Origin of the sequence: Pseudomonas sp. 7P_10.2_Bac1, from assembly GCF_025465935.1 — a bacterium.
In the GTDB taxonomy this organism is placed as follows: Bacteria; Pseudomonadota; Gammaproteobacteria; order Pseudomonadales; family Pseudomonadaceae; genus Aquipseudomonas.
The window spans coordinates 134,700-157,711 of sequence record NZ_JANLNV010000058.1 but is presented as its reverse complement, the minus strand read 5'-3'; the positions used below and the strand labels follow the sequence as shown (position 1 = coordinate 157,711).

Genomic DNA, 23,012 nt, shown 5'->3' with positions numbered 1-23,012 from the left:
CTGTTCATGGTTCATTGAGACTACCACGCAGCAAAACACAGAAATATGACGTTTCAGAATGGGTTATGCCGGATCTGCATAGGGTGAAGCAGGAGGGTAGCTTAAATGAAGAAAATTTCATCATGTGCGATCGCTACTGAGGCTGAAGCGTTTCCGTCACCAGTCGGTTTGTCGCAGATGTTCGCCAGGCTGTAGGCACTGCCGAGAACCGCGGCTGTGATCTTTTGGGAAGCAAAAGACCACAGCCGTCGGCAGTCAGGCAGAGTGTTGATCAGAATTGATAATTCAAGCCCAGGGTCAATGAACGCTGCGGTGCAGGTTGACGACCCCATGGGCTGGTGTCGATACCCCGGAAATAATACTCACGGTTGAACAGGTTGCTGATCCCCGCAGACGCGGTCAACACGCTGTGGTCTTGCAGCTTGAACTGGCGCTCGATGGCGGTGTTCCACAGCCAATACGCTGGCAATCTGCCTACCGAAGCAATGGCGTCTTCATCCACCGTGTTGGCGGCGTCAGTGTAGGCGCTGCTCACGTACAAGCCATCGAGGTTATAGGTCCAGTTCTCGGCAAAGTGATAACGACCGTCAACGCTGAACTGGTTACGCGAGGCGAACGGTACATCGTTGCCTTTGTACTGGCCGTTGCGCTGCTTGGCATCCAGATAGGCATAGCTGGCGTGCAGGTCAAGCGTGGGCAGGGCTTGCGGGGTCCAGAAAATTTCACTTTCGATACCCTGGTGGCGGGTGCTGCCCAGGTTGACAAAACGGTCGGTGGTGCCGTTGTAGACGATCTGGTCATCAAAATCGATGCGGTACACGCCCATATCGACCCGCAGGCCATCCCAAGGCGTATAGCGCACGCCAGTCTCATAGTTCCACGCCAGTTCAGCACCGACCTGGCCTTCTTTAACGATCTGCGTGACTTGCGGGGGACGCAGTGATTTCTGTGCGTTGGCATACACATACCAGTCATCCGTGGCCTGGAAGCCGACGGTCAGGCCAGGCAACCATTCCCGGGATTCGTTTTCGTTGGTGAAACCGGTGATCCCATCGTCGTAGTCCATGCGTGCGTTTTCATAGCGCACACCGGGGGTGATGGTCAGGCGGTTATCGAGCAGACCGATGGCGTTACTGATGTAAAAGGCTTTGGCCGAATCATTGAATTGCCAGTCGCGGAAGGGGGTAGTTTTGCCAGTGGCAACGCTTTCGCGATCCACCTTGTAGTCGATGTCTTCCTTGACATAGCGGGCGCCCACCAACCAGGTCTGGCTGACCTGATCGCCGTCGATGTTCATGCTCAAGCGCGGCTCGGTGCCCCAGACCTTAAAGTCACGCGGGCCATCTTGTTTGGTAACGGCAGTGCCATCGGGAGTGAAGGGCAGGCCCACGACAAAGTTGCGATAGCTCTTGTGCGCAAAGTTGGTCCAACTGAACTGTACCGAGTCGAATGGCCCAATAGCGCCCAGTTGCTGGGTGTAGGTGCCCCATACACGGTCGGTATTGCCTTCGAAGTTGTCCAGCGGGCGAGTCGACTGGCGCGGGTTGTCTTTATAGTCGCGCACGCTGAGTGCGCCGGGCAGGTCCATGTCGGCCCGGTAGTGCTGAATGCCGAAGCTCAGATCGCGGTCATCGTCGATATTCCACTGGCCACGCAGCCGGTAGTTTTGGATATCGGTGTCGGAGTGCTCGCGCCCTGTCTCGCCGTTGATGCTGTTGAGGTCCAGTTGCAGGCCAAAATTGTCGGTCAGGTAACCGCCCGTTCCGACGTAGGTGTCCCATAACTGGCGGCCACCGGGGTTGAAGGTGGTGCGCTCTTGAATGGTGTTTTGCCACTCGCGGGGGATCGGTTTGCTGATGAAGTTGATGACACCGCCCACGTTGTTCGGGCCATATTGCACAGCAGCTCCGCCGCGAACCACGTCAATGCGATCAACCGTCGCCATCGTTACCGGGAACAAGGACAGGCCGGTCTGACCATAAGGGGCCAGGGCCAGCGGAATGCCGTCGGACAACGCCTGGACCCGGCCACTGCGGCTTTCATACAGGCCACGCACCGCAATTTGCGGCAGCGCGCCAGTGCCGGTTTCGTCAAACACTTTGACCCCGGGCACGCGCTGCAAGGCTTCGTCGACACCTCGAACACTGGCTTTTTGCAGTTGTTCGTTGCCAATCACCGTCCGGCTACCGGCGTAAGTGCGCACCTCTGGGTCGGTGGCGCTGCCGAGTACATCGCCTTTGATCACCATCGTGCCCAATGCCAATGACTCTGCCGGTGGTTGCGGCGTTTGGGTGGCGGTCTGGGCATCTTTCGCGACAATGAAGAACGTCTGCTCATCACGCTTTTGCACTTGCAGCCCGTGCTTGTCGAGCAGGCGGTGTAAAGCTTCTTCGGCGCTGTAGCGGCCTTTGAGCGCTGGCGTGGTGCTGTTGCCGACCACATCGCTGGCAAAAATGATTTGCACGCGGGACTGTTGCGCCAGCGTATTCAGCGCTTGCTCCAGGTTGCTGCTCGGCAAGTCGACGTCGAACGTGTCCTGGGCATTGGCCGAGAGGGCTAACAGAAGGCTGGTGGCGAGTACAGACATTGACAGCGACTGACGACGCGCCGGCAAGCGATGTTTCATGGACGGGGCTCCTGGGAACATTGGGGTTTACTGACTTGCCGTTACGAGCGCGGCAAAACCCTACCTCGTCCGCGAATTATTTTTTTCCGGCCCGATGCATGAGGTGCAACGTGCCGTCCGCATCCCGTGCGAGAGTCAGTGGCAGGATATGCGGCAACAAGTCGAGCAGGTCCTCAACGTTGTCGGTTTTGAACACGCCGCTGATCGGCAGGTCAGCCAGGCCCGGATCGTCAAGGCGGATGGGCGCCTGACGGTAGCGCTGGATCTGCGCGATGGCTTGTGACAGAGGGGTACGTGAAAACACCAGCTTGCGATCTTGCCAAGCCAGCACTCTGGACGTATCGGCGTTATCTGTTGGCTGCAACTGACCATTGAGCACCGCCAGCTGTTGCCCGGGAATCAGTCGCCGTTGCTGGGCCGGGTCGGTAATCGATTGCACATCGACGCTGCCGCGCAGCAATGCTACGTGTACGGCTTTTTCCTCACGGGCCACGTTGAAAAGTGTACCCAGCACCGTCACCCGGGCGGCACCGGCGTCCACCTGGAATGGCCGGAACACGGTTTTACTGATATCGAACAGGGCCTGGCCCGCGTTGAGTTCCACACGACGCGAACGCAGATGCCAACTGACTTCTACCTGCGTGCCACTGTCGAGCACCACCCGGCTGCCATCCGCCAGATCCAGCACGCGCCGCTCACCGATCGCACTTGTGTACTGCTCCACACGATAGCTGGGGTCCGTCCAGAACAACCCGACACCCACCAGCACCAATAGCGCACCTGCGATCACAGGTGTACGAGATTTGCGAGGCTTGGGTGTTGGCATCGGGAAGCGCTTGCGCAGCTCTTCACGATGGCGTGCCAGGGTTTCGTCTTCGGCAGACAGTGGTTGGTCGGGAGAGGAGGGTGTGTTCATGAATGGGTATGTGGACGATCCAGTTGGGCGCGGCAGGCGGCCAGCCCAAGGCGCAGATGCTTTTCAACGGTTTTAAGCGATATGCCCATGCGTTCGGCGACCTCAGCCTGGGGCAACTCGTGAATCTTGTGCATGACAAATACCATCTGGCAACGCTCCGGTAGCTGGCTGATGGCTTCGGTCAGTAGTTCCAGCTCCCGGGCAGATTCGTACTGACGTGGCGGCGAAGGGGCTGTGCAAACCGCTTCCAGCGGCTGCGGCATTTCTATAAGCCAGGACTGGCTGCGACGCTCACTGCGATAGCGATTGATCGCCTGATCGTGGGAGATCTTGCGCAACAGTGCCAAGGGAGTTCGCACGTTATCTTTTTCGCGATTCTCCAGCAATTGCACACAGACATCATGCACCACTTCGCGCGCGAACCCCCGGTCACCAAAGCGCCGACGCACGTGGTCCACCAGCTCGTCGTAATGACGCACTAGCGTACTGAGCAGTGAGGGTTTGACGGGATCGAAGGGCATGATCGGCCTGAGGGGAAGCAGCACGGCAGCAAATATAAATGAGAAATGTTTCCATTCATAGAGGGTTGCCCTCATTGCGCGAGAAACTTCTTGACGCAATCTTGCCCTCACACTGGAGTGACCAAACGGTAAGACCTGGGTTTTTCGATCATTCAGATTCTTATTGCGGCGGTTATCAGAACCACTGGTCAGTCCATGAGGTATTTTTTGAACATTTAACTCTGCGTCCCAGACAGATAAATCAGGTGCTGCGTCTGCAGTTCTTAACTGTTCACTGACTTAGGGGAACTGTCATGTCTCAAGGTGATAAGGACAACTATACGGCCAAGCAAAAACGCAAGGCTCAGCACATAGAACACAGTTATGAAGATAAGGGTGTGCCAAAGGATGAAGCTCAAGCGCGCGCCTGGGCAACGGTTAACAAGCAGTCAGGTGGCGGTGAAAAGGCTGGGGGCGGCGGCGAGCGCACCTCAAGCCATGAGAAAAAAACGGTCCGATCCGATTCCGCCAAACGTGCAGCCCAGACCCGTAAAGGCCATAGCCGGACGTCTCGGCAATCACTGGAAAGCCAAACCAAGGTGAGCCTGATGAAAGAGGCCAGGAGCAAGCAGATTCCGGGGCGTTCGAGGATGAACAAAGCAGAGCTTATCGCGGCACTGAGTGAGCATCCTGACTCAAGGGGCTGATGAGTGTGACTCAGTGTTTAAAAAACGATGTGTGTGATCAGCAGCCGGCAACCGACATGAATCATAGCGGCCAAACAGCCGATAACGGTTCAAAGCGATTTTGTCGTAGAGCCAATCCCGTAACGGTCCCGGAATCACCCGCGCCAACATTACCCAATGCCAGTACCAGGGGAGGCGTTTGACTATCTGAAACATCGCCTCTGAGCGCACGTAAAACAGACCGTTACTGATGAGTACAATCGTATTGAAATTGTCTTGAGGCAAACCTGCCCACGCCAACAGTTTTTGCCCTTGTACTGACTGCACCGTGGCGAGTCTGATACGCCGCGCGGTGTCTTGGCTGATGATGAAATGCGCCCATCCGTTACAAAGGCGGCAGGTACCATCAAAAAGTACGACCGTTTCAGTTGGCTTGTCGGTGTCCATTGTCATCTCTTTGTGCGTCCGGCGCCCATTGAGAGGCGCTCGTGGAACTTTGCTTAAGGGCCATGCTGAAAAAAGCAGGCGAGCATCACGTTGCAATCGTACATAGAAATCAGTAGAAATCCACGGCACGAACCCACGGTCAACCAAGGCATAACAATGATCGAATTGAACCAGGTCAGCGCTTTCCAACAGCAAACCCAGGTCTTTGACCGCGTCTCGCTGCACATTGGTTATAACGAGCGCGTCGCTATCCTGGGCCCCAATGGCGCTGGTAAAAGTACCCTGTTAAAGCTGATCAATCGCGAGATTTACCCGGTTGAACGGGAGGGCAGCTACCTGAAACTGTTTGGCGATGAAACCGTTAACCTATGGGCTTTACGCAGCAAGATTGGTTTCGTATCCCAGGACATGCAGGAAGACTACACGCCGTATACCTCCGCCCTGGATGTGGTGGTGTCCGGTTTCTTCGGCGCCATGGGCGCGCATGCGCATTTGCAGCCTAGCGAAGAGCAGATCGCCCTGGCCCGCAGCCTGATGCAGCAATTGGGCAGTGACATTGACGAACAACGCATGTTTCAGCGTTTGTCCACGGGGCAGAAGCGTCGCTTGCTGTTGGCCCGTGCATTGGTGCATCACCCGCAAGCGCTGATCCTCGATGAGCCCACCAGCGGTCTGGACATGGGCGCGAGCCTGGGATTGCTGTCGCTGATGCGCAATTTCTGCGGCGAAGACCGCGCGATGATCATCACTACTCACCATATCGACGAGATCATTCCAGAGATTGACCGGGTGATTCTCATCAGCCAGGGCCAGTTGATCGCCGATGGCCCGAAGAACGAAATTTTGACCAGCGAAAAACTTTCGGCGCTTTATCAAACTAAGCTGCAAGTCTCGCAGAACGATGGTTGGTATCGATGCTGGCATGCTTGAGCACGCCGCGAACAAACCTCTAGCGAGTTTTTGAAAGGCCCGAGTCAATCTCGGGTCTTATGCGCGATAAGGAGAAGTCGAAATGCTCAGTGGAGAAAAACCGCTCTGGTTGACGTTTGATTGCTACGGGACCCTGATCCAGTGGGATGAAGGAGTACGCAAGGCGTTAACGCACATCTTGCAAAAGTACAGTCGTAGCGACGTCGATATCAAAGACATCGTCGCCTGGCACGACAACATTGAACATGAACTTGAGCAATCTGTGCCGTTCATGACGTTTCGCAAGATCGTGGCTGAGAGCCTGGGTAAAGCCATGGCCCACTTTGGTGTCAGCACCGATCAAGCTGATTTCGACACTCTCCTCCAGGGCATCTCTGCCATGCCGCCTTTTCCAGAGGTGGTTACCGCGCTGACCGAACTCAAGCAAATGGGCTTCAAGTTGTGCATCATCTCCAACACCGAAGACTCAGTGATTGCCGGCAATGTTGCGCAACTGGGAGGCACTATCGACCGGGTCATCACCGCAGAGCAGGCCAGGGCCTACAAGCCGTCCCCAACACTGTTCAATCACGCCTATCGGCAATTGGGAGTCGACAAAAGCAAGGTCGTGCATATCTGCGCGTCGCCACTGTTGGACTTGACTGCGGCTCGAGACATTGGCTTTCGCTGTGTATGGATCGATCGAGGTACCGGCCGTCAGGCGCCAGAGGACTACACCCCCGATGCAGTCCTGCCAAATCTGGCCCACGTACCCGCGTTGTTCAAATCCCTGGGCTGGTAACGGGGATTTTGGTGGATATCGTTTGATATCCACCGACTTGGGATCTCAGCAGGCAGGAGTGTGCAGTTTCACGCTTGGCACCCGATGCCGTCTTGCCGCCCACACCACGCCGCCCACCAGTAATGAAATCGACACCAGCTCAATAACGCTGGGCAGACGTTGGGCGTAAAAGAAGCCATAGACGCAGGCGAAGAGCGTTTCAAAGACAATCAGTTGTGCGCTGAGTGATGCTGCCATGCGCCGCGAGCAAGCATTCCACAGGCCGTTGGCGATCCATGAACCGCACAGCGCCAGGAACAGGCACACCCACAGGAAGTCCATCCAGCGGCTGCTTTCAACGTGGACGGGTACCAGGTTCGGGAACAGTAACCAGGCGACGAAGCCAAACGCCACCGCTACCGTACCGGTGGTAATTCCCAGCAGGGTTGACCATTCGCTGCTGTTGAACGCACTTTGTTTAAGGTAGCGGGCGTTATGGGTGGCGTACCATGACCAACTGACTACGCCACAGAAACCGCAAGCGATCCCCAACAGTTGCGTAGTCAAGGCGGTGCTCGAGGTGTGGCTGCCCGTATGCTCCAGACTGATCGATACGATTCCAAGGAATACCATCAGTAAGGGCAACTTGAGTTTGCTGATCGGCAGGGAGCCCGCATCGGCACGTCCCAGAAAGGTGATGGCCACCGGCATCACGCCATTGATCAAGGAGGCCGTAGTGACTCCGCTGAGCTGAACCGACGCGCCCAGCAGCGCATAGTTGAGTACGTTCCCGGTCAATGACAGGCGTACCAGCATGCCGACATCCGACCGGTTCAATTTGGCAAACAAGCGTGATGCCATGGGCAGCGCAACGGCCAGGGAAATCAGTCCATACAAGGCAAACCGAACGCTACTGATCAACACCGCATTAAATTCCGGCAGCAAAGAGGGGCTGAGGATCACGCCTCCCCAAATCGCTCCCGCCAACAATGCAAACACCATCCCACTTTTCATCACGACAACTCAGATAATGATTTTGGCGTGATTGTATCGATAGCAATTCAACGCCACCTGCGATAAAAAATCAGTCACCCATTCCGCCACGGCATATCGTCATCAGGAGTCGTCCCATTAACCGTTATCTGCGTGCCTTGCCGCCATTAGAAACGTTGATCACCTTTGAGGCGGTTGGCCGTCACTCCAGTTTTACCGGCGCTTCCAAGGAGTTATTCCTGACTCAAAGCGCCGTGAGCAAACAGATGCGTCAACTCGAGGAGTGCATCGGCGTGCCGCTGTTCGAGCGAAAACCACGGGGCGTGACCCTCACGACTGCAGCGCAAGAGCTGTTGATTACCGTCAATACGCTCCTGACATCGTTGCACCAGAGCGTCACGCGGATTCGAAATGTCCATCAACCCAACACCGTCTCGATTCTCGCAACCCATGCGCTGGCACAGTTCTGGTTGTTCCCTAAGCTGATCGAGTTCAACAAGGCTTATCCCGACATAGCTGTGCATGTGCACGCGATGAATGAATTCGATGATGCCAGCCTCAAGGATTACGATCTGGGCATTCTTTACGGTAACGGTGAGTGGGGCGCGTTAAACAGCGACTTCCTGATCCCGGAAATCGTGTTTCCGGTTGCCCATGCGGCACTGGATACCACCGGCATTGAAACCCTTGAACAACTGGCCAAGGCCAACCTTGTGCAGATCGACACCTCGGCCTGGCATTGCCTGGATTGGGAGCAGTGGTTCCAGCACTTTGACATCGACTACACCGCCCCGGAAAAAGCTCCGGTCTTCAACCAACTGACACTGGCTTTTAGAGCGGTGCAACAAGGCATGGGCATTGGGCTGGCCTGGACGTTTATGGGCGACGAAGTTTTCGCCAAAGGCGAACTGCAGCGAGTCACCGGCTTTGAATGCGTGACAGGGCGTGCCGAGTACCTGGTGTCGGTCAAGCATCGGCCGTTGTCGCCCTGTGCTGAGGTGTTTAGGGAGTGGGTATTGGGGCAGGAATGAAACTCAAATCCTGCGGGGCAGGGTTCATACGCGCATGTACCCTGCGCGATCAGACAAACAAATGTTTGTTCATCATCAAATATTCCCGCAGCGTTGTCGTGGGGCGCCCGGTAATTTGCTGCACTGTGTCTGTGACGGGCACATTCTTGTAGGCCTCAACCTCATGCCGGTAATACGTCATGACTGGCTCAAAATACTCACCAAGGGTTACCCGCAGTGATTGGTCACTGTCGACGTAAGTCACCTTGTCTTTGATGACTTCGCTGATCAGGTCTGTCACTTGCCGGTAGTCCAGGCGTTCAGTGCCTGTAATCAAATAATGCTGGCCGGCATGTTGCTCGATATTGTCGGAAATAACTTTGGCTACAACTGCTGCAATATCGTGCTCTGAAAGGTGCAGCCGCGGAGCATCACTAATCGACGGCATCACGAACTCACGCTTGTTTTTAACATCTGCCGCAACGAACCAGGGAAGATTGAACATGATCCAGCAGGCCGCATTGATATAAGTCACCGGTAAGCCACTGGCATCCAGCAGTGGTTTTGCCAGTGTGTGCAGATTCGCCCCGCAGCGGGTGGCAAGGAACTCTGGAGTCAGGTCTGCTGACGTCAACCCAGGTGGTATGGCGATAAAGCGTATGACCTGGCAAGCACTGCCCGCACGTTTGATGGCGTTGATGATATTGGGCGTGACTTGCAGTTCATCCGTCACAAAATCTGGCGTAACGATAAATACTTTATCTACGCCATTGACTGCTTTAAACAAACTCTCAGGGTCGTACCAGTCAGCTTGAACGACGTCGGCATCGGCAAAACGCTCCTTCAATTTGGTAACCCCTTCCGGTCGGCTACTGGCAAGCCGTAGCTTCACAGCTGGATACTCTTGAGTCAGTGTTTCAGCAGTGAGAATGCCCAGGTTACCCGTAGCGCCCAGTATCAATACGTTGGTCATGATTCACCCTTGGAAATACGCAAAACCATGAAAGGGGAGTGAACCCCTTTCGTTGCCGAGCAATCTACCAGCGCTCTCTATTCATGATTAGACGGTATGATTGGAATGCACTTATAACCCTGAGGCATTAATTGTGCTTAGTTCAGTCAATGACTTGATCGCTTTTCTGACGGTTGCGCGCCTGCGTAGCTTTACCAGAGCGGCTGCGCAGATGGGCGTTTCGCAACCAGCCTTAAGCCGGACCATTCGTAAACTTGAGGCGCGGCTTGGCGCTCAGTTACTTACCCGCAGTACGCGCAGTGTCTCGCCAACGGATGCTGGTGAGCGATTGATTGAAACCTTGGGCCCACATTTCGACGGTATTGAAGCTGGGCTAGCAGATCTGGCAGAAATGAGCGGCAAGCCCGCGGGTAGCTTGCGAATCACTTCGCTGGAGCACGCATCTAAGGGGATTCTCGCTCCAGCCGTGTGCAAGTTGATGCTTGAGTACCCACAGATAAACGTCGAAATCAGTAACAGTTATGAGTTGATCGATATCGTTGCAGAGCGCTTCGATGCGGGTGTGCGATGGGGCGAACAAGTGGCTCAGGACATGATCAGCCAGCGTATCGGGCCTGATTTTCGAATGACTGTAGTGGGAGCGCCGGCCTATTTTGCAAACAGAGCCATTCCGTTGACGCCGTATGATCTGACGGAGCATGTCGGAATCAATTTACGTTTACCGACTTCCGGAGGTTTGTGGGGATGGCCCTTCGACAAAGACGGGCATGTCGTTAAAGTTCGGCCACAGGGGCATGTTGCGGGTAACAGCGTTTCACTGATTATTGATTTCGCACTGGCAGGGATAGGGCTTGCGCATTTACCTGAAGATACCGTGGCCGATTACGTCAACCAAGGCCGATTAGTGCGGGTACTGGATGATTGGTGCACGACGGTGACGGGCTACCATCTTTACTATTCGAGCCGTCACCAACCCAAACCTGCCTTTCGCTTGTTGCTGGATCAATTGAGGTACAGCCACTGATAGAAACTGAATTCAGATCTCGCCCAGTGGATACAGACGCAAAAAATATCTAAAGGGCGCACTGGCCATGAATGCGTGAATTTTGAGGCGAGCATCTTGAAATCGAGGAACGGTTCAATGCCTGGGCGATTAAATAGCGGTAAGCTTTTGGACGTCTTGGGCGTCCAGTCCGGATAAAAAAACAATGACCGAGATTAGCCACATGAACCTGAGTAACGCCCCTACGAACGTCGAACAGCATTTGCGTGAAGAATTGGCAGCCTGTTACCGGTTGATCGCGCATTTCCGGATGACCGATCTGATTTTCACCCACATATCGGTGCGCTTGCCCGGCCCTGAGCACCACTTCCTGATCAACCCCTATGGGCTGTTGTTCGAGGAAATCACAGCGTCCAACCTGGTCAAGATCGATCTTGACGGGAACGCAGTCGAGGCATCGCCTTACCCGGTCAACCCGGCCGGCTTTGTGATTCATAGTGCCATCCACGGCGCCCGTGATGACGCGCAATGTGTGCTGCACACTCACACAAAGGCCGGTTGCGCAGTGGCGGCCTTGAAGGATGGATTGCTGCCTATCAATCAGATTTCTATGCAGTTTTATGGGCGAGTGGCTTACCACGACTATGAAGGTATTGCCCTGGATCTGGACGAGCAGCGGCGCCTGGTAGAAGACATGGGCGACAACTTCGCATTGATCCTGCGTAACCATGGCTTGCTTACCGTGGGGCAATCGGTGGGCGAAGCATTTTTGCGCATGTTCTACCTGGAAAAATCGTGTGAAATTCAACTGGCAGCCCAGGCCAGTGGTGAAGTGCTGCTGCCCCCTGCAACTGTTTGCGCGCACACGGAGCAGCAGTTCAACAATCCGGGGCGCTCAACCAAAGAAGGTGAATTGAAAGACCCGGACGCAGTCTCAATGGCCTGGGCCGCCTTGCTGCGCCTGCTGGATCGGATCGCTCCGGATTACAAGGATTGAGGTAATCGGGCATGCAACGCCTGATGAAGATGGTCAGGGAGGCTTTAAGTACCGTGTTGCTTGAGCCGGCACTGGCCAGTCGCTTCCGGGCTGAAGGCAACTGGATCAATGACTACATCAATGACGAACACAACTGGGTCACCAACGAGATCGCTTCGTCCTTGGCGCTGGTGATAAAACCCAAAAGATCGATAGGTGGATACCTGATCGTCCAAATCAGCCTGACGGGTCCGGGAATAAACGCGGAGGGTAATCAAGAGCCCTTGGTGCACATTGGGTGGTGGGGCAGCGCCATTGACTTTGATTCAACCCTGATGGGGTTCCCGCTGCACATAGAACTAGGCTACGAGCTTGCACTTGAGGGCGAGCGCTTGTTTCGCTGGACGTACCCTGAATTCGAGAGCGAGTGGTGCTACAGCGTTCGCTTGACTGACATCAATAGCCCGCTGGATGTGCATACTCACATCGTCAATCCTGTTAAGGCGCTTTTACTGGGCAACGATGCTGGTTCGGCACTTTCTGACACGGCAGCGATCCGTTATGAAATTGTTATAAATGGCCAAGGGGAATATCGGGTTCTACCTTAACGCACGAGCATGTTTGTAGCTCATCTGACCTCATGAGTAGCGCTAATGTTGCGGTGAAATCAATTCATTTTCCATCAAGCATTAGCCCTGCCTAAAATACGTCTTAATTAAAGAGAATATTAATTCTATTGGGGCAGCAGCCTGATCCGGGATACGGACATTCAGGCTTGTCTCAAATAATTAAGGCGTCAGACCATAATGAGCAAAGCATTCACGTTTACTATCAGTAGTATTTGTTTTGATGAGCACTATCGCCCATCCGAAAATACTCGTACCACTACCAACTTTGCTAATTTGGCCAGGGGCAAGAGCCGCCAAGAAAATCTGCGTAACACCTTGCAGATGATCGACAATCGCTTTAATGCTCTGGCGCACTGGGATAACCCCAAGGGCGTCCGTTATACGGTCGAGCTTGAAATCATCTCCGTAGAAATGAACATGGATGCTCATAGCAGCGGTAATGCCCTTCCTTTGATCGAAATACTGAAGACGAACATTGTCGATCGCAAGACCAGCGAGCGTATCGAAGGTATTGCTGGTAATAACTTCAGTTCTTATGTGCGCGATTATGATTTCAGTGTGCGGTTGCTTGATCACAATAAAGGCAAGCCCGGGTTCAGCACGCCAGACGATTTTGGGGACCTGCATGGAAAACTGTTCAAGTGCTTCGTCAATTCTGATGAGTACAAGCGACACTTCAACAAATTGCCCGTTATTTGCTTGAGCGTTTCGAGCAGTAAGACCTACCATCGGACCGAAAACCAGCATCCGGTATTGGGCTTTGAATATCTGCAGGATGAATACTCTCTGACAGATGAGTATTTCAAGAAAATGGGGCTTAAAGTTCGATATTTTATGCCGCCAAACAGTGTTGCGCCCTTGGCGTTTTATTTTGCCGGCGATTTGCTGGGCGACTATACCAATCTGGAACTGATCAGCACCATCAGTACGATGGACACGTTTCAGAAGATTTACAGACCTGAAATTTATAATGCGAATTCAGCTGCTGGCAAATCCTATCAGCCAAGTCTAAAACACCAAGATTATTCACTGACTCGAATAGTGTATGACCGAGAGGAACGTAGCCAACTGGCTATAGAGCAGGGACGGTTTGTTGAAGAACACTTTATCAAGCCCTATCAGTCAGTGCTTGATCAGTGGTCCGCAAACTACGCGCTTTAACTATCAAAAATTACTGGGTCATTCATTATGAAAAAACTGTTACCAACCTCAACTGCAGGCAGCTTGCCAAAACCTTCCTGGCTGGCAGAGCCCGAAAAACTCTGGTCACCGTGGAAACTGCACGGTGAGGAATTGGTTGAGGGCAAACAAGATGCGTTGCGTCTGGCGTTGCAAGAGCAACAACTGGCAGGCATCGATATCGTCAGTGACGGTGAACAGACTCGCCAACACTTTGTGACCACGTTTATTGAGCACCTCAATGGGGTGGACTTCGAGAAACGTGAAACGGTCAGAATCCGCGATCGCTATGACGCCAGCGTACCGACGGTAGTAGGCGCTGTGAGTCGGCAAAAGCCCGTGTTTGTTGAAGATGCCAAGTTTTTGCGTCAACAGACCAGTCAACCCATCAAATGGGCACTGCCGGGTCCTATGACCATGATCGACACCCTTTACGACAACCACTATAAGAGCCGCGAAAAACTGGCCTGGGAATTTGCCAAGATCCTCAACGAGGAAGCCAGAGAGTTAGAGGCGGCAGGTGTAGACATCATCCAGTTTGATGAGCCTGCGTTTAACGTGTTCTTTGATGAGGTCAATGACTGGGGGGTAGCCACCCTGGAAAGGGCAATCGAAGGCCTTAAATGCGAAACGGCGGTGCATATCTGCTACGGCTACGGCATCAAGGCCAACACGGACTGGAAAAAAACGCTGGGCTCAGAGTGGCGGCAATACGAAGAAGCCTTCCCTAAGTTGCAACAATCGAGCATCGATATCATTTCGCTGGAGTGTCACAACTCCCATGTCCCAATGGACTTGCTGGAACTGATTCGCGGCAAAAAAGTGATGGTTGGGGCTATTGATGTGGCTTCTAACTCCATTGAAACCCCTGAGGAAGTCGCCAATACCTTGCGCAAGGCACTTCAGTTCGTCGATGCCGACAAGCTCTATCCTTGCACCAACTGCGGGATGGCCCCGTTACCGCGAGACGTTGCACGCGGCAAATTGAATGCCTTGAGTGCTGGCGCTGAAATCATCCGTAGAGAGCTTGCCAACTAACGCTCGATTCATTGCAGCACTCGATTGAGGGCAGGGCAGGCAAAGGGAGCGGCTAAAACTGACTCCCTGAGCCTGCCGATACTTCCACCATTCAGGACCTCCTATGTCACTTGCCAGCACGGCTATCGAGCCACTGCGCTTTCGCGAAGCGCTCGGGCACTATGCTTCCGGTATTACAGTCATTACTTCTAAAGTTGAAGACGAGCCGATTGGCTTCACTTGCCAGTCGTTCTACAGCGTGTCGATGAGCCCGCCACTGGTGTCTTTCAGTGTCATGTCCAGCTCGGCCAGCTACCCGAAAATCCGCCAGGCCGGCCGGTTCGTCGTTAACATCCTGTCCGGTGAGCAGGTCAGCATTTCCAACCAATTTGCCCGCAAGGGCACCGACAAATGGCACGGTATCGACTGGCATGAATCGCCCTTGGGTAATCCCATCATTGCAGGCAGCCTGCACTGGCTGGATTGCGAAATACACGCCGAACATGCTGCTGGAGATCATGTGATTGTGATCGGGGAAGTGAAGGCATTGGATCTGCAAGATGTGGCCAGTACGCAGCCGTTGCTGTATTTCAAGGGCCAGTATCGCAACCTCGGCGCTTAATCAACTCTGCCGAGAATGCATTCAAGCTGTTGATGAGTCAGAGCCCTCAAGACCTGGAGCTCTGACTGAAACCCGACGCCAGGGCTATAAAAGCGGCGGGATAGTCGCCTGCACCGGCACTTCCAGCACCGTTGGTCCCTTACGGGTGAAGGCTTCTTCACAAACCGCACGAATTTCATCAAGGGTAGTGGCGCGTACCCCGTAGGCCCCATACCCTGTTGCCAGCGCGACAAAATCCAATCCTGGCAAGTCCAGTCCCGGCACGTTAGGCGTTTGCTCAAGCACGGCAAAGGACTTCAAGATGCCGTATTGCCCGTTACGTGGCACGACAAAGAGAATCGGCAACTCGTGTTGCACCGCAGTCCATAAGCCTTGAATGGAGTATTGGAACGAGCCATCGCCGATGATCGCGAGTACCGGGCGATTGCGGCCACTGTCGCGCTCGGCCAGGGCAACCCCGATACTGGCTGGCAGGTTCCAGCCCAGGCTGCCACTGGCAAAGGTATAAAACGAATCAGGCTGATCCACAGGCCAAGCGCTATGCAGCTCTGCTAGGTTTGAGGGCGACTCTTCAATCAACACGGTATTTGCCGGTGTTGAAGCGCGCAGAGCCTTGAACACACTCAATGATGACAAAAGCCCATCGACGCTCTCTGCAGGCTCAGGCGCGGCTGGGTGCGGAGCAAGCCCATGTGCCTGGCGCTCGACCTTGGCACTCCCATTCGGGCGTGACTTGACCTGAGCAGCCAGCGCTTCGAGAGACAATACGGCATCACCCAGCAAGCTATCGCCGACCGGGGCTCGCGCCGCCTCGCTCGGGTCATCGGTGATATGCAAAAGGCGTAAGCCCGCAGGCAAGTAGTCGCCCGCAACGTAGGGATAGTAGCGAAACACCGGCGCGCCTATGACGATCGCAAGATCATGGCCAGCAAGCCTCTTCGATAAGGGTTCAATGGCAAAGGGCAAGCCGCCTGCATAGAGCGGATGGGTCTCTGGAAAGGGAGTCCGCTCAGAGGCCGGCGCAGCGTATACAGGCGCTTGTAACTGTTCAGCCAGCGCAATGGCTTGTGGCCAGCCCTGACCACGGGCGATGGCAGAACCATAAATCAGCGCCGGGTTACTGGCTTTTGATAAGGCTTGAGCAAATTCGCCAAGCACATCAGGGTCTGGAGCAATCCGCGTGGCCACTTTACGTACCAGTGCAGGCCCTCTGGCAGGTTTGTCCCAATCATCCAGTGGAATCGATAAAAATACCGGGCCGGCTGGTGGCTGTATGGCGATGGCGTAGGCGCGCATGAATGCAGCCGGTACATCTTGCGCGCAGACCGGTTCATAGCTCCATTTGACCCATGGTTTGGGCAATACAGATGGCTCAATATTGGTCAACCACGGCTCCATCAGCAGCATGTCCCGCGTTTGGTTACCGGCGGTGATAATCAACGGCGTTCTGTTCTGGAAGGCCGTCAAAATATTGCTCATGGCGTTGCTCAGCCCTGCACTGGTATGTACGTTGACGATTGCCGGTGAGCGATTGGCTTGCGCAAACCCATCGGCCGCGCCGACCGCTGAAGATTCGTGCAAGGTCTGGATGTAGCGAAAATCGGCTGGAAAATCCTTGAGAAAGGTCTCTTCAGTCGAGCCTGGATTGCCGAACAGAGTCGTAAGGCCTAGCTCTCTTAGCAACTGATAAGTTACGTCGCGGACGGTTTTGCCTGTCATGAAAACTCCGATCATGAATAGGGGGTGACAGTGTGAAACAGCACGCAGGATCAATTGTGCAGATCCTGTGTTTCGCATGTATTCAGCGCAGTTGGTGCAGAGCCTGCGGAGGCGATCGGGAATTAGGCTAGGCGAAGAGGGTGCTTGTGGGGCTGTGGGCGACGAATGGTGATTGTCTGGGTTTAGTTGAGACAGAAGATCAGTTGCCTGCATCCAACAGCATCATTCGATATTTGGCGAACCACTATGATGGAGCCGCCATCTATCCAGCGCACGCTCAGACACGGGCGCGAATCGACCAGTGGATTGACTGGCAGGCGTCGGACCTCAATCGCTCCTAGAGCTATCCGTCTATGTCGCTGGTGCGTCATTCCCCAGTGCACCAGGACCCCAAGGCACTGGACGCCGGGATTGTGGAGTGGGGACGGTTCATGACGATTCTTGATCAGCAACTGGCCAAGACCGGGGCCTATGTAGCCGGTGATCGTTTCACCCTCGCCGATATTCCTGTGGGGCTGTCGGTCAATCGCTGGTTCGACACACCGTTTGAGCACCCGGCATTGCCGGCTGTGGCGGATTATTACCAGCGTTTGAGTGAGCGTGAGGGATTTGTGCTGTATGGGGGGTAATGGGGTGGTGTAGGGGGCGGGTATCGTGAGGCATTGTTAAATCATACTGCGCAGGTAGTCAGCGCCTGCCCATCAGTTCACCTCGAAAAGGGGGACAGATCTTGGGAGAAGAGCGCCTTGGGCATTCGCCTTGCGCTACGGTTTCTCGCTTAGACGTTGCGCTGTAGTGACCGCGGCTTGGAGATCAAGATGGCTTGAGGCAAACGACTTCATGAGGAGCGAGCGGGGAAGAGCCCAATCCCACTTCTCTCGGATCATGTTTTCGACATTTTCCAAGATCGGCTCTACATCTGAGATGTCCATCTGGCCGATCACGCCCAACGCTCGCAACGTGTCCTCCCTGCCAAATGCAACTTCCAAGAATAGCCCGGTGTTTTCACACTGAATGCCCACATGTTTGAGCAATAACGCCAGCGCATCGTTGGTGTAATCACCTCGCCAGGTTGCCACACGACTTACGCTGGCAGAGCCAATAATCGCCGCATCACCCAAGCCGAGGGCATGGAAGTTACTCCGAGCCTCATCGAGGAGCGCTTGAGCATGTTTGTCCAGGAAGGGACAAGATGTGGTCTCCATCAACACGTTTCGCATTTCAAGCCTGACACGATCATCCACCTGGGCACCAAGCCCATCAAACTGAGGGGGCTCGCCGCCCCGCGCCGGTGTGACCACGATCACCTTTGCTTCGAGGTCGACATCCTGAACCTGCCAACGCCTTCCGCCGAAGATGATGCGTTGTCCCTTGGTAAGGGGTTTGCTGACGGGCAGCGAGCCAAGTGGCTTCCCATCCCGGAGCAAACGAAACTCTTCATCGCTTGTGAAGGCGGTGTAGAACTCATAGTGGTTGATCAACCGCTCCCCGAGTTCGCCTGGTAGCAGAAGTCCTGAGCTGTCCTGGACGATCAATTCCTTCTCACCCATACCCTTGAGCAAAGCCAGGAAATCAGGCTTGGTGACGCTCGCAAAACTGCCGCTTGCGATGAGATTTGCCCATAATTGCGCCGCAGAAGCACCGCCGAGCTGAGCAATTGAGGATAGGAACTGTTGCACCAGTGTCGAGGCGTGTAGGCCTCCCGATCGAGGCGGCTCAAACCATCCACTGATCAGCAATCGGATCATAGCGACCGTTTGGACAAGGCCCTCACGTAACTGATCGGAGAGATCCGACTTATCTGTTAAAGAGCGCTCCCGGCAGTACGCCCTGAGCATCGCAGGCTCACCGGGTCGGCGACCAGAGCGGCCAAGCCGTTGCCTGAGACTTGCCACAGAGGGTGGACAGCCGATCTGTGCGACCGTCCTGATGCTACCGATGTCTATACCCAGTTCCAGGGTGGTAGTGCATACGGCAGAAGCTGGAGGATCTCCCGCTTTCAACGCCCGCTCGGCATCCTGGCGTAGCTCCTTGGACAAGCTACCGTGATGCGGCCAGAACTCGTTCGGAACACCATCGTTCTCGCACAGTGAGCGCAGACGGTCGGCAAACAATTCAACCTCTTGGCGCCTGTTGGGGAAGATCAGGTTGTTATGCCCCCTCAGCACCTTGTACAGGTGACCTGCGATAGCCACTTTGGTACCTGAGGTGTCTTCCTTCTCTGCGCCTTCATCTGTCATGTCGGAGATGTGGACGAAATTCGACTGCACGTCGTCGCTGGCGAGAATGTCATGGTCAGCCATTCGCAGCATTTATTGATTCCGTTGGAAGTGCTCGCGAAAAGTGTCAAATCATTCATTGGTAATACTGTTCCTGGTAAGGCTAATAAAAATTACGACGCAAAAGTTCGTTTTGTGCAGAAAGAGATGGATGATATTGCCGAGATTTTCGACTATGTCGCGGATCTTATGAAGCATCTCGATATGTACTGCGACAAGCCTAGTTTAAGGCTTGATGGCGTGGTGTATGAGCTTGGTTTGGATATATATAAATTTGTCTTCAATATTACGAATATTATTGCCGATAAGTGTCGTAAAATTCCGGAACTCCAAGAGAAGAAGGTGATTCAGGATCTGAATTGGTCTTATAGAGTCGAAAATAATATTGGCAAGCATGATGTGTTTTGCAGTCCGTATAATGTTCCGATCACTACGATGCAGGGGTTCATCTATGCTAAGGATATAGCGTTAGCGCGGTGATAGGTGAGCTGAAGCCTCTTTCAAACTTTAAATGGAAAGCTCAAAGTGCTGACATGGTTGACGCTCCCGAGAGGAGGGTTGACCTCCATTGAGCCTCATTACGATAGATTTTTCTTCATGTCGAAAAGCGCCTGTTCACGTGGATAGTATCGATCCGCTGTAATGGCAGGCAATAATATAGAAGACGAAGTTGGACTAATCGAATAGCTCAGCCGGCTTGGTGCGCAATTCTTCTTGAATGGACATTATTCCTAGTCCTTGGTTGGAGTCGCAGACAACAAGCCGGAAATCGCCGGTCGGCCAACTAGAATCTGGATCGTCCTCCAGCGCTTATAACCGCGAGTTGCCGCGCCACAGATTTTCTGGTGGCGAGTGTAAAAATCGTACCCTGCTATGCTGTGGGCTGCATTTGTGAATGCCAAGTGGCCGAAAGTCTCTCAGTCAATAGCAGGTTGCCATTCACGTGCGCTTTTCTAGCGTGCGGCGCATTTCGCAACACGCTGGACGCGCTGCTCGACGCTATAGCTGGACATGTCCTTTCCCGACTGGTCGTGCCCGCTCCGTCCGGAAACCTTCGCGCAGACATCATCGCTATCGCCCAGGCATTCAGGGCTGCCGCGATGTCTTCGCACAGGGAGGCGGCTCTCCTGGTGCTGAGCAGGCCTATTGAGTCGTCGGCACATGTCATGCCATTAGAGGCCACTCTTGCAGTGTTGATGTCAGCCGCAGCTGAACCCGAGTGGGCAGTCCATGCTTTACGTGCCACGCTTGCATTCATCAGCGGCAGCCTGATTCGCGAAGCCTCGACCGGACTAACCTTGGGTGCTGGCGATTCGGCTATAGTTGGGCAGCGCGAGGCGGCGCTTGTGAAATTAGGGTTACCGAACATTGCCCTTGTCGCGAATCACCTCAGCCACCTGGATCACGACCGGGAGTTCGACTTTGGTATTGGGGTATTGGCCGACGCTTTTGTGGACAAACTGCTCACTCAAGCTAAAAACGCATGAGTTCAGCTTGGCGATGTGCCATTTGTGAACTCCGAGATCATCAACTAATACGAACGCGTTCGTAGCTGCCTACGCCAATGGCCCCCAACACCGTGCCCCTGAGTCCCCGTCCTAGTAGCCCCTATTTGAAGCCGCTTTCCTTCCAGGTGCCTGTAAAATCATCCTGGCGGCTAACCTCATAAGCGATTTCTGTATTGCCTAGGCAGGTGATCCAACTCACCTCTCCCAAAAGCCTTTTTGGATCAGGAGTGAACCCTCATGATTCGCAGGGCCCCCGTGGATGTATGCACGGGAGAGGCCTTGGTTGAATGTCTCGCAGCCGATTTCGATTTGAACGCAACCACTGCAGGAGTTGCCGCCATCCGTGCACACGGGGTCGAACGCGCAGTTGAAGGCGAACATGCTAGCGTCGTCAAACCACGGCTGCAGGTAGTGTTGGAACAGGGTCAGGAGCCCGCCAGCGGTGTAATTCTGAACCGACGACACATAGAGGATTACCGAGAGATCCATCGGGATCAGGTACTCCTGGATGCTCTTGGAGTCGTACCCCGTATGGCGCCGCGCGGTCAGCATGAGTGCATGGCTGATCGTGTGTAGCAGGTTAAAAGGGGCGCCTTCTTCAGGGTTTCGGGATGGGATTTCCCTCGCCGCTTTGCCAGGCAGCATGGACAAGACGTAGTAATGGCTCAGGAGGTAGGCATGGCTGCGGGCTTTGTCGGTAAACACTTCTTCGCCCGGCGGCTCCAAAAAGGCAGAGTCGACGCACCAACGCAACACCTTGCGAGGATCCAGTCGGATCCATAAGGCTTCGGTTTTTGCAGACATTGCATAGATGGAGGTTTTACCTTTCATAGCCTCATCGACACGGTCTGCGAATGCGTTGAGCAGAACAGGCGGGGTACCGGGATTTACCGACGGCGTACCTTTTTCGCGTGTATAGCCCAACGTGGTCAAGACCACCCGCAGGTCTGGGATGTGGGTCACCGAGTCGATGCCGTACCGCTCCTGGACGCTCTGCCATTGTGTTGCAAGCAGATCTCTTTGCACGCTGTCGTTGGTCTCAGCAATCTCTTGAGCGATCGTTCTGCCTTGTACATCATGAGGCAGGAATACGGCTTCCAACGTGCGCCGATTGCTGACCAGGTCAATGAGCCTGCCCGGGTCTGATATGAATTTTCGAGCGGCGCTGAAGCATCCTGATGACGCTGCGAGCTGGGACTCGATTAGGGCGGCCTGCTTGCGAGTTGCGTCGAGTAACTCAGCCAAGAAATCATCATCTTCGGCCTGGAGTTCGTATTTGGCGATGCTCAGTCGCTTTCTCTCTAGCTCTGCACGCAGTGCTGTCTGCTCCTCAGCATCGCCCACATTCGCTGATAGCAGCAGATCCAGTTTCTGCTGCAGCTCACGTCCCGACATCAGCTTCAGTAATGCAAGCGCAACCCCTTCGGATACGTCCTTGCCCACCCCCTCAGGCCCTTCGGGACTGCCTTGCAAGCTTTGTAGGAGAGAAGCAATGAGTTTTCCAAGCTCCTCGCTCAGTGCGATGTATTGCGTGCTCTGTGCGTAAAAGGATTCGCCGCTCGTGAGAGGTGTCCCACGTTTTTGGATTTCGTCCTGGTACTGGTTGCTGCAGGCCGGGCACTTGTCTTGGGTTGACCCGGAAAGCTTGTTGCCCGATTCCACATCAAAGAAAGATGAGTGGAAGAACGAGCCCTCGTCGCGATAGCCGATATTGGTCGAGCGGCGCGCGGCAGGATGGATGTGAATGGGCTTCGCCAGTCCGCACCGATGAACAGACACATACGGAACCTGGATCATTTCGCCCGAGCAACCTGGACGCTTGCATGCAATGAAGCTTCTGCCGTTGCGCGCCTTGATTCGAGCCTGCATCTTTGCAAGTGTTCGGTCTTCGGGTTCTCGCGAGTCGTAAAAGTCCAGCACTTTGCACAGCCTGCAGGTGAGAATCAGTGGGGCAGGCGAAACCGAAATTTCTGAGGGTGACTGGATCTCCAGGCGTTTTTTTTCGGCGGCGGTCATGAAGGCGGGGTCGACTGCCCCCCCCGCGTGCCCCCAGTCGATGACGAAGTTCAAGACAGCCTCACGCAGTTGCTCTTTGTCGACCCCGTCCAGAGCGGATCCGCTGTTGATGACCCCCATCACCTGACCGTAAGCCTGATTTCGAAGCCGCGTGTACGCCCCGGGCAGGAAGGCTTCCCTAAAGAGGCGGCTGCGACTCACATATTCCTTATCCATTGCTACT

The 23,012-nt window shown here is 54.4% G+C and carries 20 protein-coding genes and 2 pseudogenes; 13 read left to right on the top strand and 9 right to left on the bottom strand.

Going from position 1 to position 23,012, the window contains the following annotated elements; genetic code table 11:
- Positions 1–271: 271 nt before the first annotated feature.
- The 3 genes from NTD86_RS10450 to NTD86_RS10440 all read right to left on the bottom strand — a co-directional run bounded on the left by NTD86_RS10450 (position 272) and on the right by NTD86_RS10440 (position 4,063).
- Positions 272–2,626 carry a TonB-dependent siderophore receptor gene (locus NTD86_RS10450; RefSeq protein ID WP_262202122.1) on the bottom strand — a complete coding sequence of 785 codons (2,355 nt, stop codon included), beginning with the start codon at positions 2,624–2,626 and terminating at the stop codon, positions 272–274.
- A 76-nt stretch (positions 2,627–2,702) separates the two neighbouring features.
- Positions 2,703–3,542, bottom strand: coding sequence for a FecR family protein (locus NTD86_RS10445; protein ID WP_262202121.1), 840 nt, complete (start codon positions 3,540–3,542; stop codon positions 2,703–2,705).
- Entirely contained in the window at positions 3,539–4,063 is a 525-nt protein-coding gene (locus tag NTD86_RS10440) for an RNA polymerase sigma factor (protein WP_262202120.1), read from the bottom strand. Before NTD86_RS10440 ends, NTD86_RS10445 begins: the two co-directional genes overlap by 4 nt.
- Positions 4,064–4,356: 293 nt before the next feature.
- Here NTD86_RS10440 and NTD86_RS10435 point away from each other — a divergent pair, with 293 nt between their 5' ends.
- Positions 4,357–4,749 carry a termination factor Rho gene (locus NTD86_RS10435; protein ID WP_262202119.1) on the top strand — a complete coding sequence of 131 codons (393 nt, stop codon included), beginning with the start codon at positions 4,357–4,359 and terminating at the stop codon, positions 4,747–4,749.
- Here NTD86_RS10435 and NTD86_RS10430 read toward each other — a convergent pair.
- Positions 4,738–5,175 carry a thiol-disulfide oxidoreductase DCC family protein gene (locus tag NTD86_RS10430; protein ID WP_262202118.1) on the bottom strand — a complete coding sequence of 146 codons (438 nt, stop codon included), beginning with the start codon at positions 5,173–5,175 and terminating at the stop codon, positions 4,738–4,740. The two genes, NTD86_RS10435 and NTD86_RS10430, sit on opposite strands and share 12 nt — an antisense overlap.
- 156 nt (positions 5,176–5,331) lie before the next feature.
- Here NTD86_RS10430 and NTD86_RS10425 point away from each other — a divergent pair, with 156 nt between their 5' ends.
- Together NTD86_RS10425 and NTD86_RS10420 are read left to right on the top strand one after the other, a co-directional pair.
- Positions 5,332–6,105, top strand: a complete 774-nt coding sequence (locus NTD86_RS10425; RefSeq protein WP_262202117.1) for an ABC transporter ATP-binding protein — start codon at positions 5,332–5,334, stop codon at positions 6,103–6,105.
- Between the two features lie 82 nt (positions 6,106–6,187).
- A complete protein-coding gene (locus tag NTD86_RS10420; RefSeq protein ID WP_262202116.1) occupies positions 6,188–6,886 on the top strand; it encodes a haloacid dehalogenase type II in 699 nt (232 codons plus the stop codon).
- 45 nt (positions 6,887–6,931) lie between these two features.
- On the opposite strand, the gene NTD86_RS10415 is transcribed toward NTD86_RS10420, so the two are convergent.
- The gene (locus tag NTD86_RS10415; protein WP_262202115.1) at positions 6,932–7,882 is read right to left on the bottom strand and encodes a DMT family transporter; all 951 of its coding nucleotides are present in this window, start codon (positions 7,880–7,882) and stop codon (positions 6,932–6,934) included.
- Between the two features lie 134 nt (positions 7,883–8,016).
- Between NTD86_RS10415 and NTD86_RS10410 the strand changes: the two genes are divergently transcribed.
- The gene (locus NTD86_RS10410) at positions 8,017–8,889 is read left to right on the top strand and encodes a LysR substrate-binding domain-containing protein (protein WP_262202114.1); all 873 of its coding nucleotides are present in this window, start codon (positions 8,017–8,019) and stop codon (positions 8,887–8,889) included.
- Between the two features lie 49 nt (positions 8,890–8,938).
- Here the strand turns inward: NTD86_RS10410 and NTD86_RS10405 are convergent, their stop codons facing one another.
- Positions 8,939–9,841: an NmrA family NAD(P)-binding protein gene (locus NTD86_RS10405; RefSeq protein ID WP_262202113.1), complete on the bottom strand. Its 903-nt coding sequence runs from the start codon at positions 9,839–9,841 to the stop codon at positions 8,939–8,941.
- A gap of 130 nt (positions 9,842–9,971) precedes the next feature.
- Between NTD86_RS10405 and NTD86_RS10400 the strand changes: the two genes are divergently transcribed.
- From NTD86_RS10400 to NTD86_RS10375, 6 genes are all read left to right on the top strand, one after another.
- Positions 9,972–10,865, top strand: coding sequence for a LysR family transcriptional regulator (locus NTD86_RS10400; RefSeq protein ID WP_410016973.1), 894 nt, complete (start codon positions 9,972–9,974; stop codon positions 10,863–10,865).
- A gap of 184 nt (positions 10,866–11,049) precedes the next feature.
- Complete coding sequence (locus NTD86_RS10395; protein WP_262202112.1) at positions 11,050–11,841, top strand: class II aldolase/adducin family protein; 792 nt, start codon at positions 11,050–11,052, stop codon at positions 11,839–11,841.
- 11 nt (positions 11,842–11,852) lie between these two features.
- Complete coding sequence (locus NTD86_RS10390) at positions 11,853–12,428, top strand: hypothetical protein (protein WP_262202111.1); 576 nt, start codon at positions 11,853–11,855, stop codon at positions 12,426–12,428.
- A 198-nt stretch (positions 12,429–12,626) separates the two neighbouring features.
- On the top strand, positions 12,627–13,610 hold the full coding sequence (locus NTD86_RS10385) for a DUF1852 domain-containing protein (RefSeq protein WP_262202110.1): 984 nt from the start codon (positions 12,627–12,629) through the stop codon (positions 13,608–13,610).
- A 27-nt stretch (positions 13,611–13,637) separates the two neighbouring features.
- On the top strand, positions 13,638–14,666 hold the full coding sequence (locus NTD86_RS10380; RefSeq protein ID WP_262202109.1) for a methionine synthase: 1,029 nt from the start codon (positions 13,638–13,640) through the stop codon (positions 14,664–14,666).
- Positions 14,667–14,769: 103 nt separating this feature from the next.
- Entirely contained in the window at positions 14,770–15,267 is a 498-nt protein-coding gene (locus NTD86_RS10375) for a flavin reductase family protein (RefSeq protein ID WP_262202108.1), read from the top strand.
- 84 nt (positions 15,268–15,351) lie between these two features.
- Here NTD86_RS10375 and mdlC read toward each other — a convergent pair whose 3' ends face one another.
- Entirely contained in the window at positions 15,352–16,986 is a 1,635-nt protein-coding gene (gene mdlC / locus NTD86_RS10370; protein WP_262202107.1) for a benzoylformate decarboxylase, read from the bottom strand.
- Between the two features lie 212 nt (positions 16,987–17,198).
- On the opposite strand from mdlC, the pseudogene NTD86_RS10365 reads away from it, so the two are divergent.
- Positions 17,199–17,615 (top strand): annotated as a pseudogene (locus NTD86_RS10365) (glutathione binding-like protein); the annotation flags it as partial.
- Between the two features lie 135 nt (positions 17,616–17,750).
- On the opposite strand, the pseudogene NTD86_RS10360 reads toward NTD86_RS10365, so the two are convergent.
- Positions 17,751–19,208 (bottom strand): annotated as a pseudogene (locus NTD86_RS10360) (helicase-related protein); the annotation flags it as partial.
- Positions 19,209–19,277: 69 nt separating this feature from the next.
- Between NTD86_RS10360 and NTD86_RS10355 the strand changes: the two are divergent.
- Positions 19,278–19,745, top strand: coding sequence for a hypothetical protein (locus NTD86_RS10355; protein WP_262202106.1), 468 nt, complete (start codon positions 19,278–19,280; stop codon positions 19,743–19,745).
- A gap of 365 nt (positions 19,746–20,110) precedes the next feature.
- Positions 20,111–20,752, top strand: coding sequence for a TetR/AcrR family transcriptional regulator C-terminal domain-containing protein (locus NTD86_RS10350; RefSeq protein ID WP_315974738.1), 642 nt, complete (start codon positions 20,111–20,113; stop codon positions 20,750–20,752).
- A gap of 216 nt (positions 20,753–20,968) precedes the next feature.
- Here the strand turns inward: NTD86_RS10350 and NTD86_RS10345 are convergent, their stop codons facing one another.
- Entirely contained in the window at positions 20,969–23,005 is a 2,037-nt protein-coding gene (locus NTD86_RS10345) for a hypothetical protein (RefSeq protein ID WP_262202105.1), read from the bottom strand.
- Positions 23,006–23,012: the final 7 nt, after the last annotated feature.

Coding starts and splice junctions, on each gene's coding strand:
- NTD86_RS10405 (WP_262202113.1), bottom strand. CDS start 9,841: ATGACCAACGTATTGATACTGGGCGCTACGGGTAACCTGGGCATTCTC.
- NTD86_RS10420 (WP_262202116.1), top strand. CDS start 6,188: ATGCTCAGTGGAGAAAAACCGCTCTGGTTGACGTTTGATTGCTACGGG.
- NTD86_RS10345 (WP_262202105.1), bottom strand. CDS start 23,005: ATGGATAAGGAATATGTGAGTCGCAGCCGCCTCTTTAGGGAAGCCTTC.
- NTD86_RS10425 (WP_262202117.1), top strand. CDS start 5,332: ATGATCGAATTGAACCAGGTCAGCGCTTTCCAACAGCAAACCCAGGTC.
- NTD86_RS10450 (WP_262202122.1), bottom strand. CDS start 2,626: ATGAAACATCGCTTGCCGGCGCGTCGTCAGTCGCTGTCAATGTCTGTA.
- NTD86_RS10355 (WP_262202106.1), top strand. CDS start 19,278: ATGGTCAGCCATTCGCAGCATTTATTGATTCCGTTGGAAGTGCTCGCG.
- NTD86_RS10430 (WP_262202118.1), bottom strand. CDS start 5,175: ATGGACACCGACAAGCCAACTGAAACGGTCGTACTTTTTGATGGTACC.
- mdlC (WP_262202107.1), bottom strand. CDS start 16,986: ATGACAGGCAAAACCGTCCGCGACGTAACTTATCAGTTGCTAAGAGAG.
- NTD86_RS10380 (WP_262202109.1), top strand. CDS start 13,638: ATGAAAAAACTGTTACCAACCTCAACTGCAGGCAGCTTGCCAAAACCT.
- NTD86_RS10435 (WP_262202119.1), top strand. CDS start 4,357: ATGTCTCAAGGTGATAAGGACAACTATACGGCCAAGCAAAAACGCAAG.
- NTD86_RS10440 (WP_262202120.1), bottom strand. CDS start 4,063: ATGCCCTTCGATCCCGTCAAACCCTCACTGCTCAGTACGCTAGTGCGT.
- NTD86_RS10375 (WP_262202108.1), top strand. CDS start 14,770: ATGTCACTTGCCAGCACGGCTATCGAGCCACTGCGCTTTCGCGAAGCG.
- NTD86_RS10395 (WP_262202112.1), top strand. CDS start 11,050: ATGACCGAGATTAGCCACATGAACCTGAGTAACGCCCCTACGAACGTC.
- NTD86_RS10445 (WP_262202121.1), bottom strand. CDS start 3,542: ATGAACACACCCTCCTCTCCCGACCAACCACTGTCTGCCGAAGACGAA.
- NTD86_RS10390 (WP_262202111.1), top strand. CDS start 11,853: ATGCAACGCCTGATGAAGATGGTCAGGGAGGCTTTAAGTACCGTGTTG.
- NTD86_RS10385 (WP_262202110.1), top strand. CDS start 12,627: ATGAGCAAAGCATTCACGTTTACTATCAGTAGTATTTGTTTTGATGAG.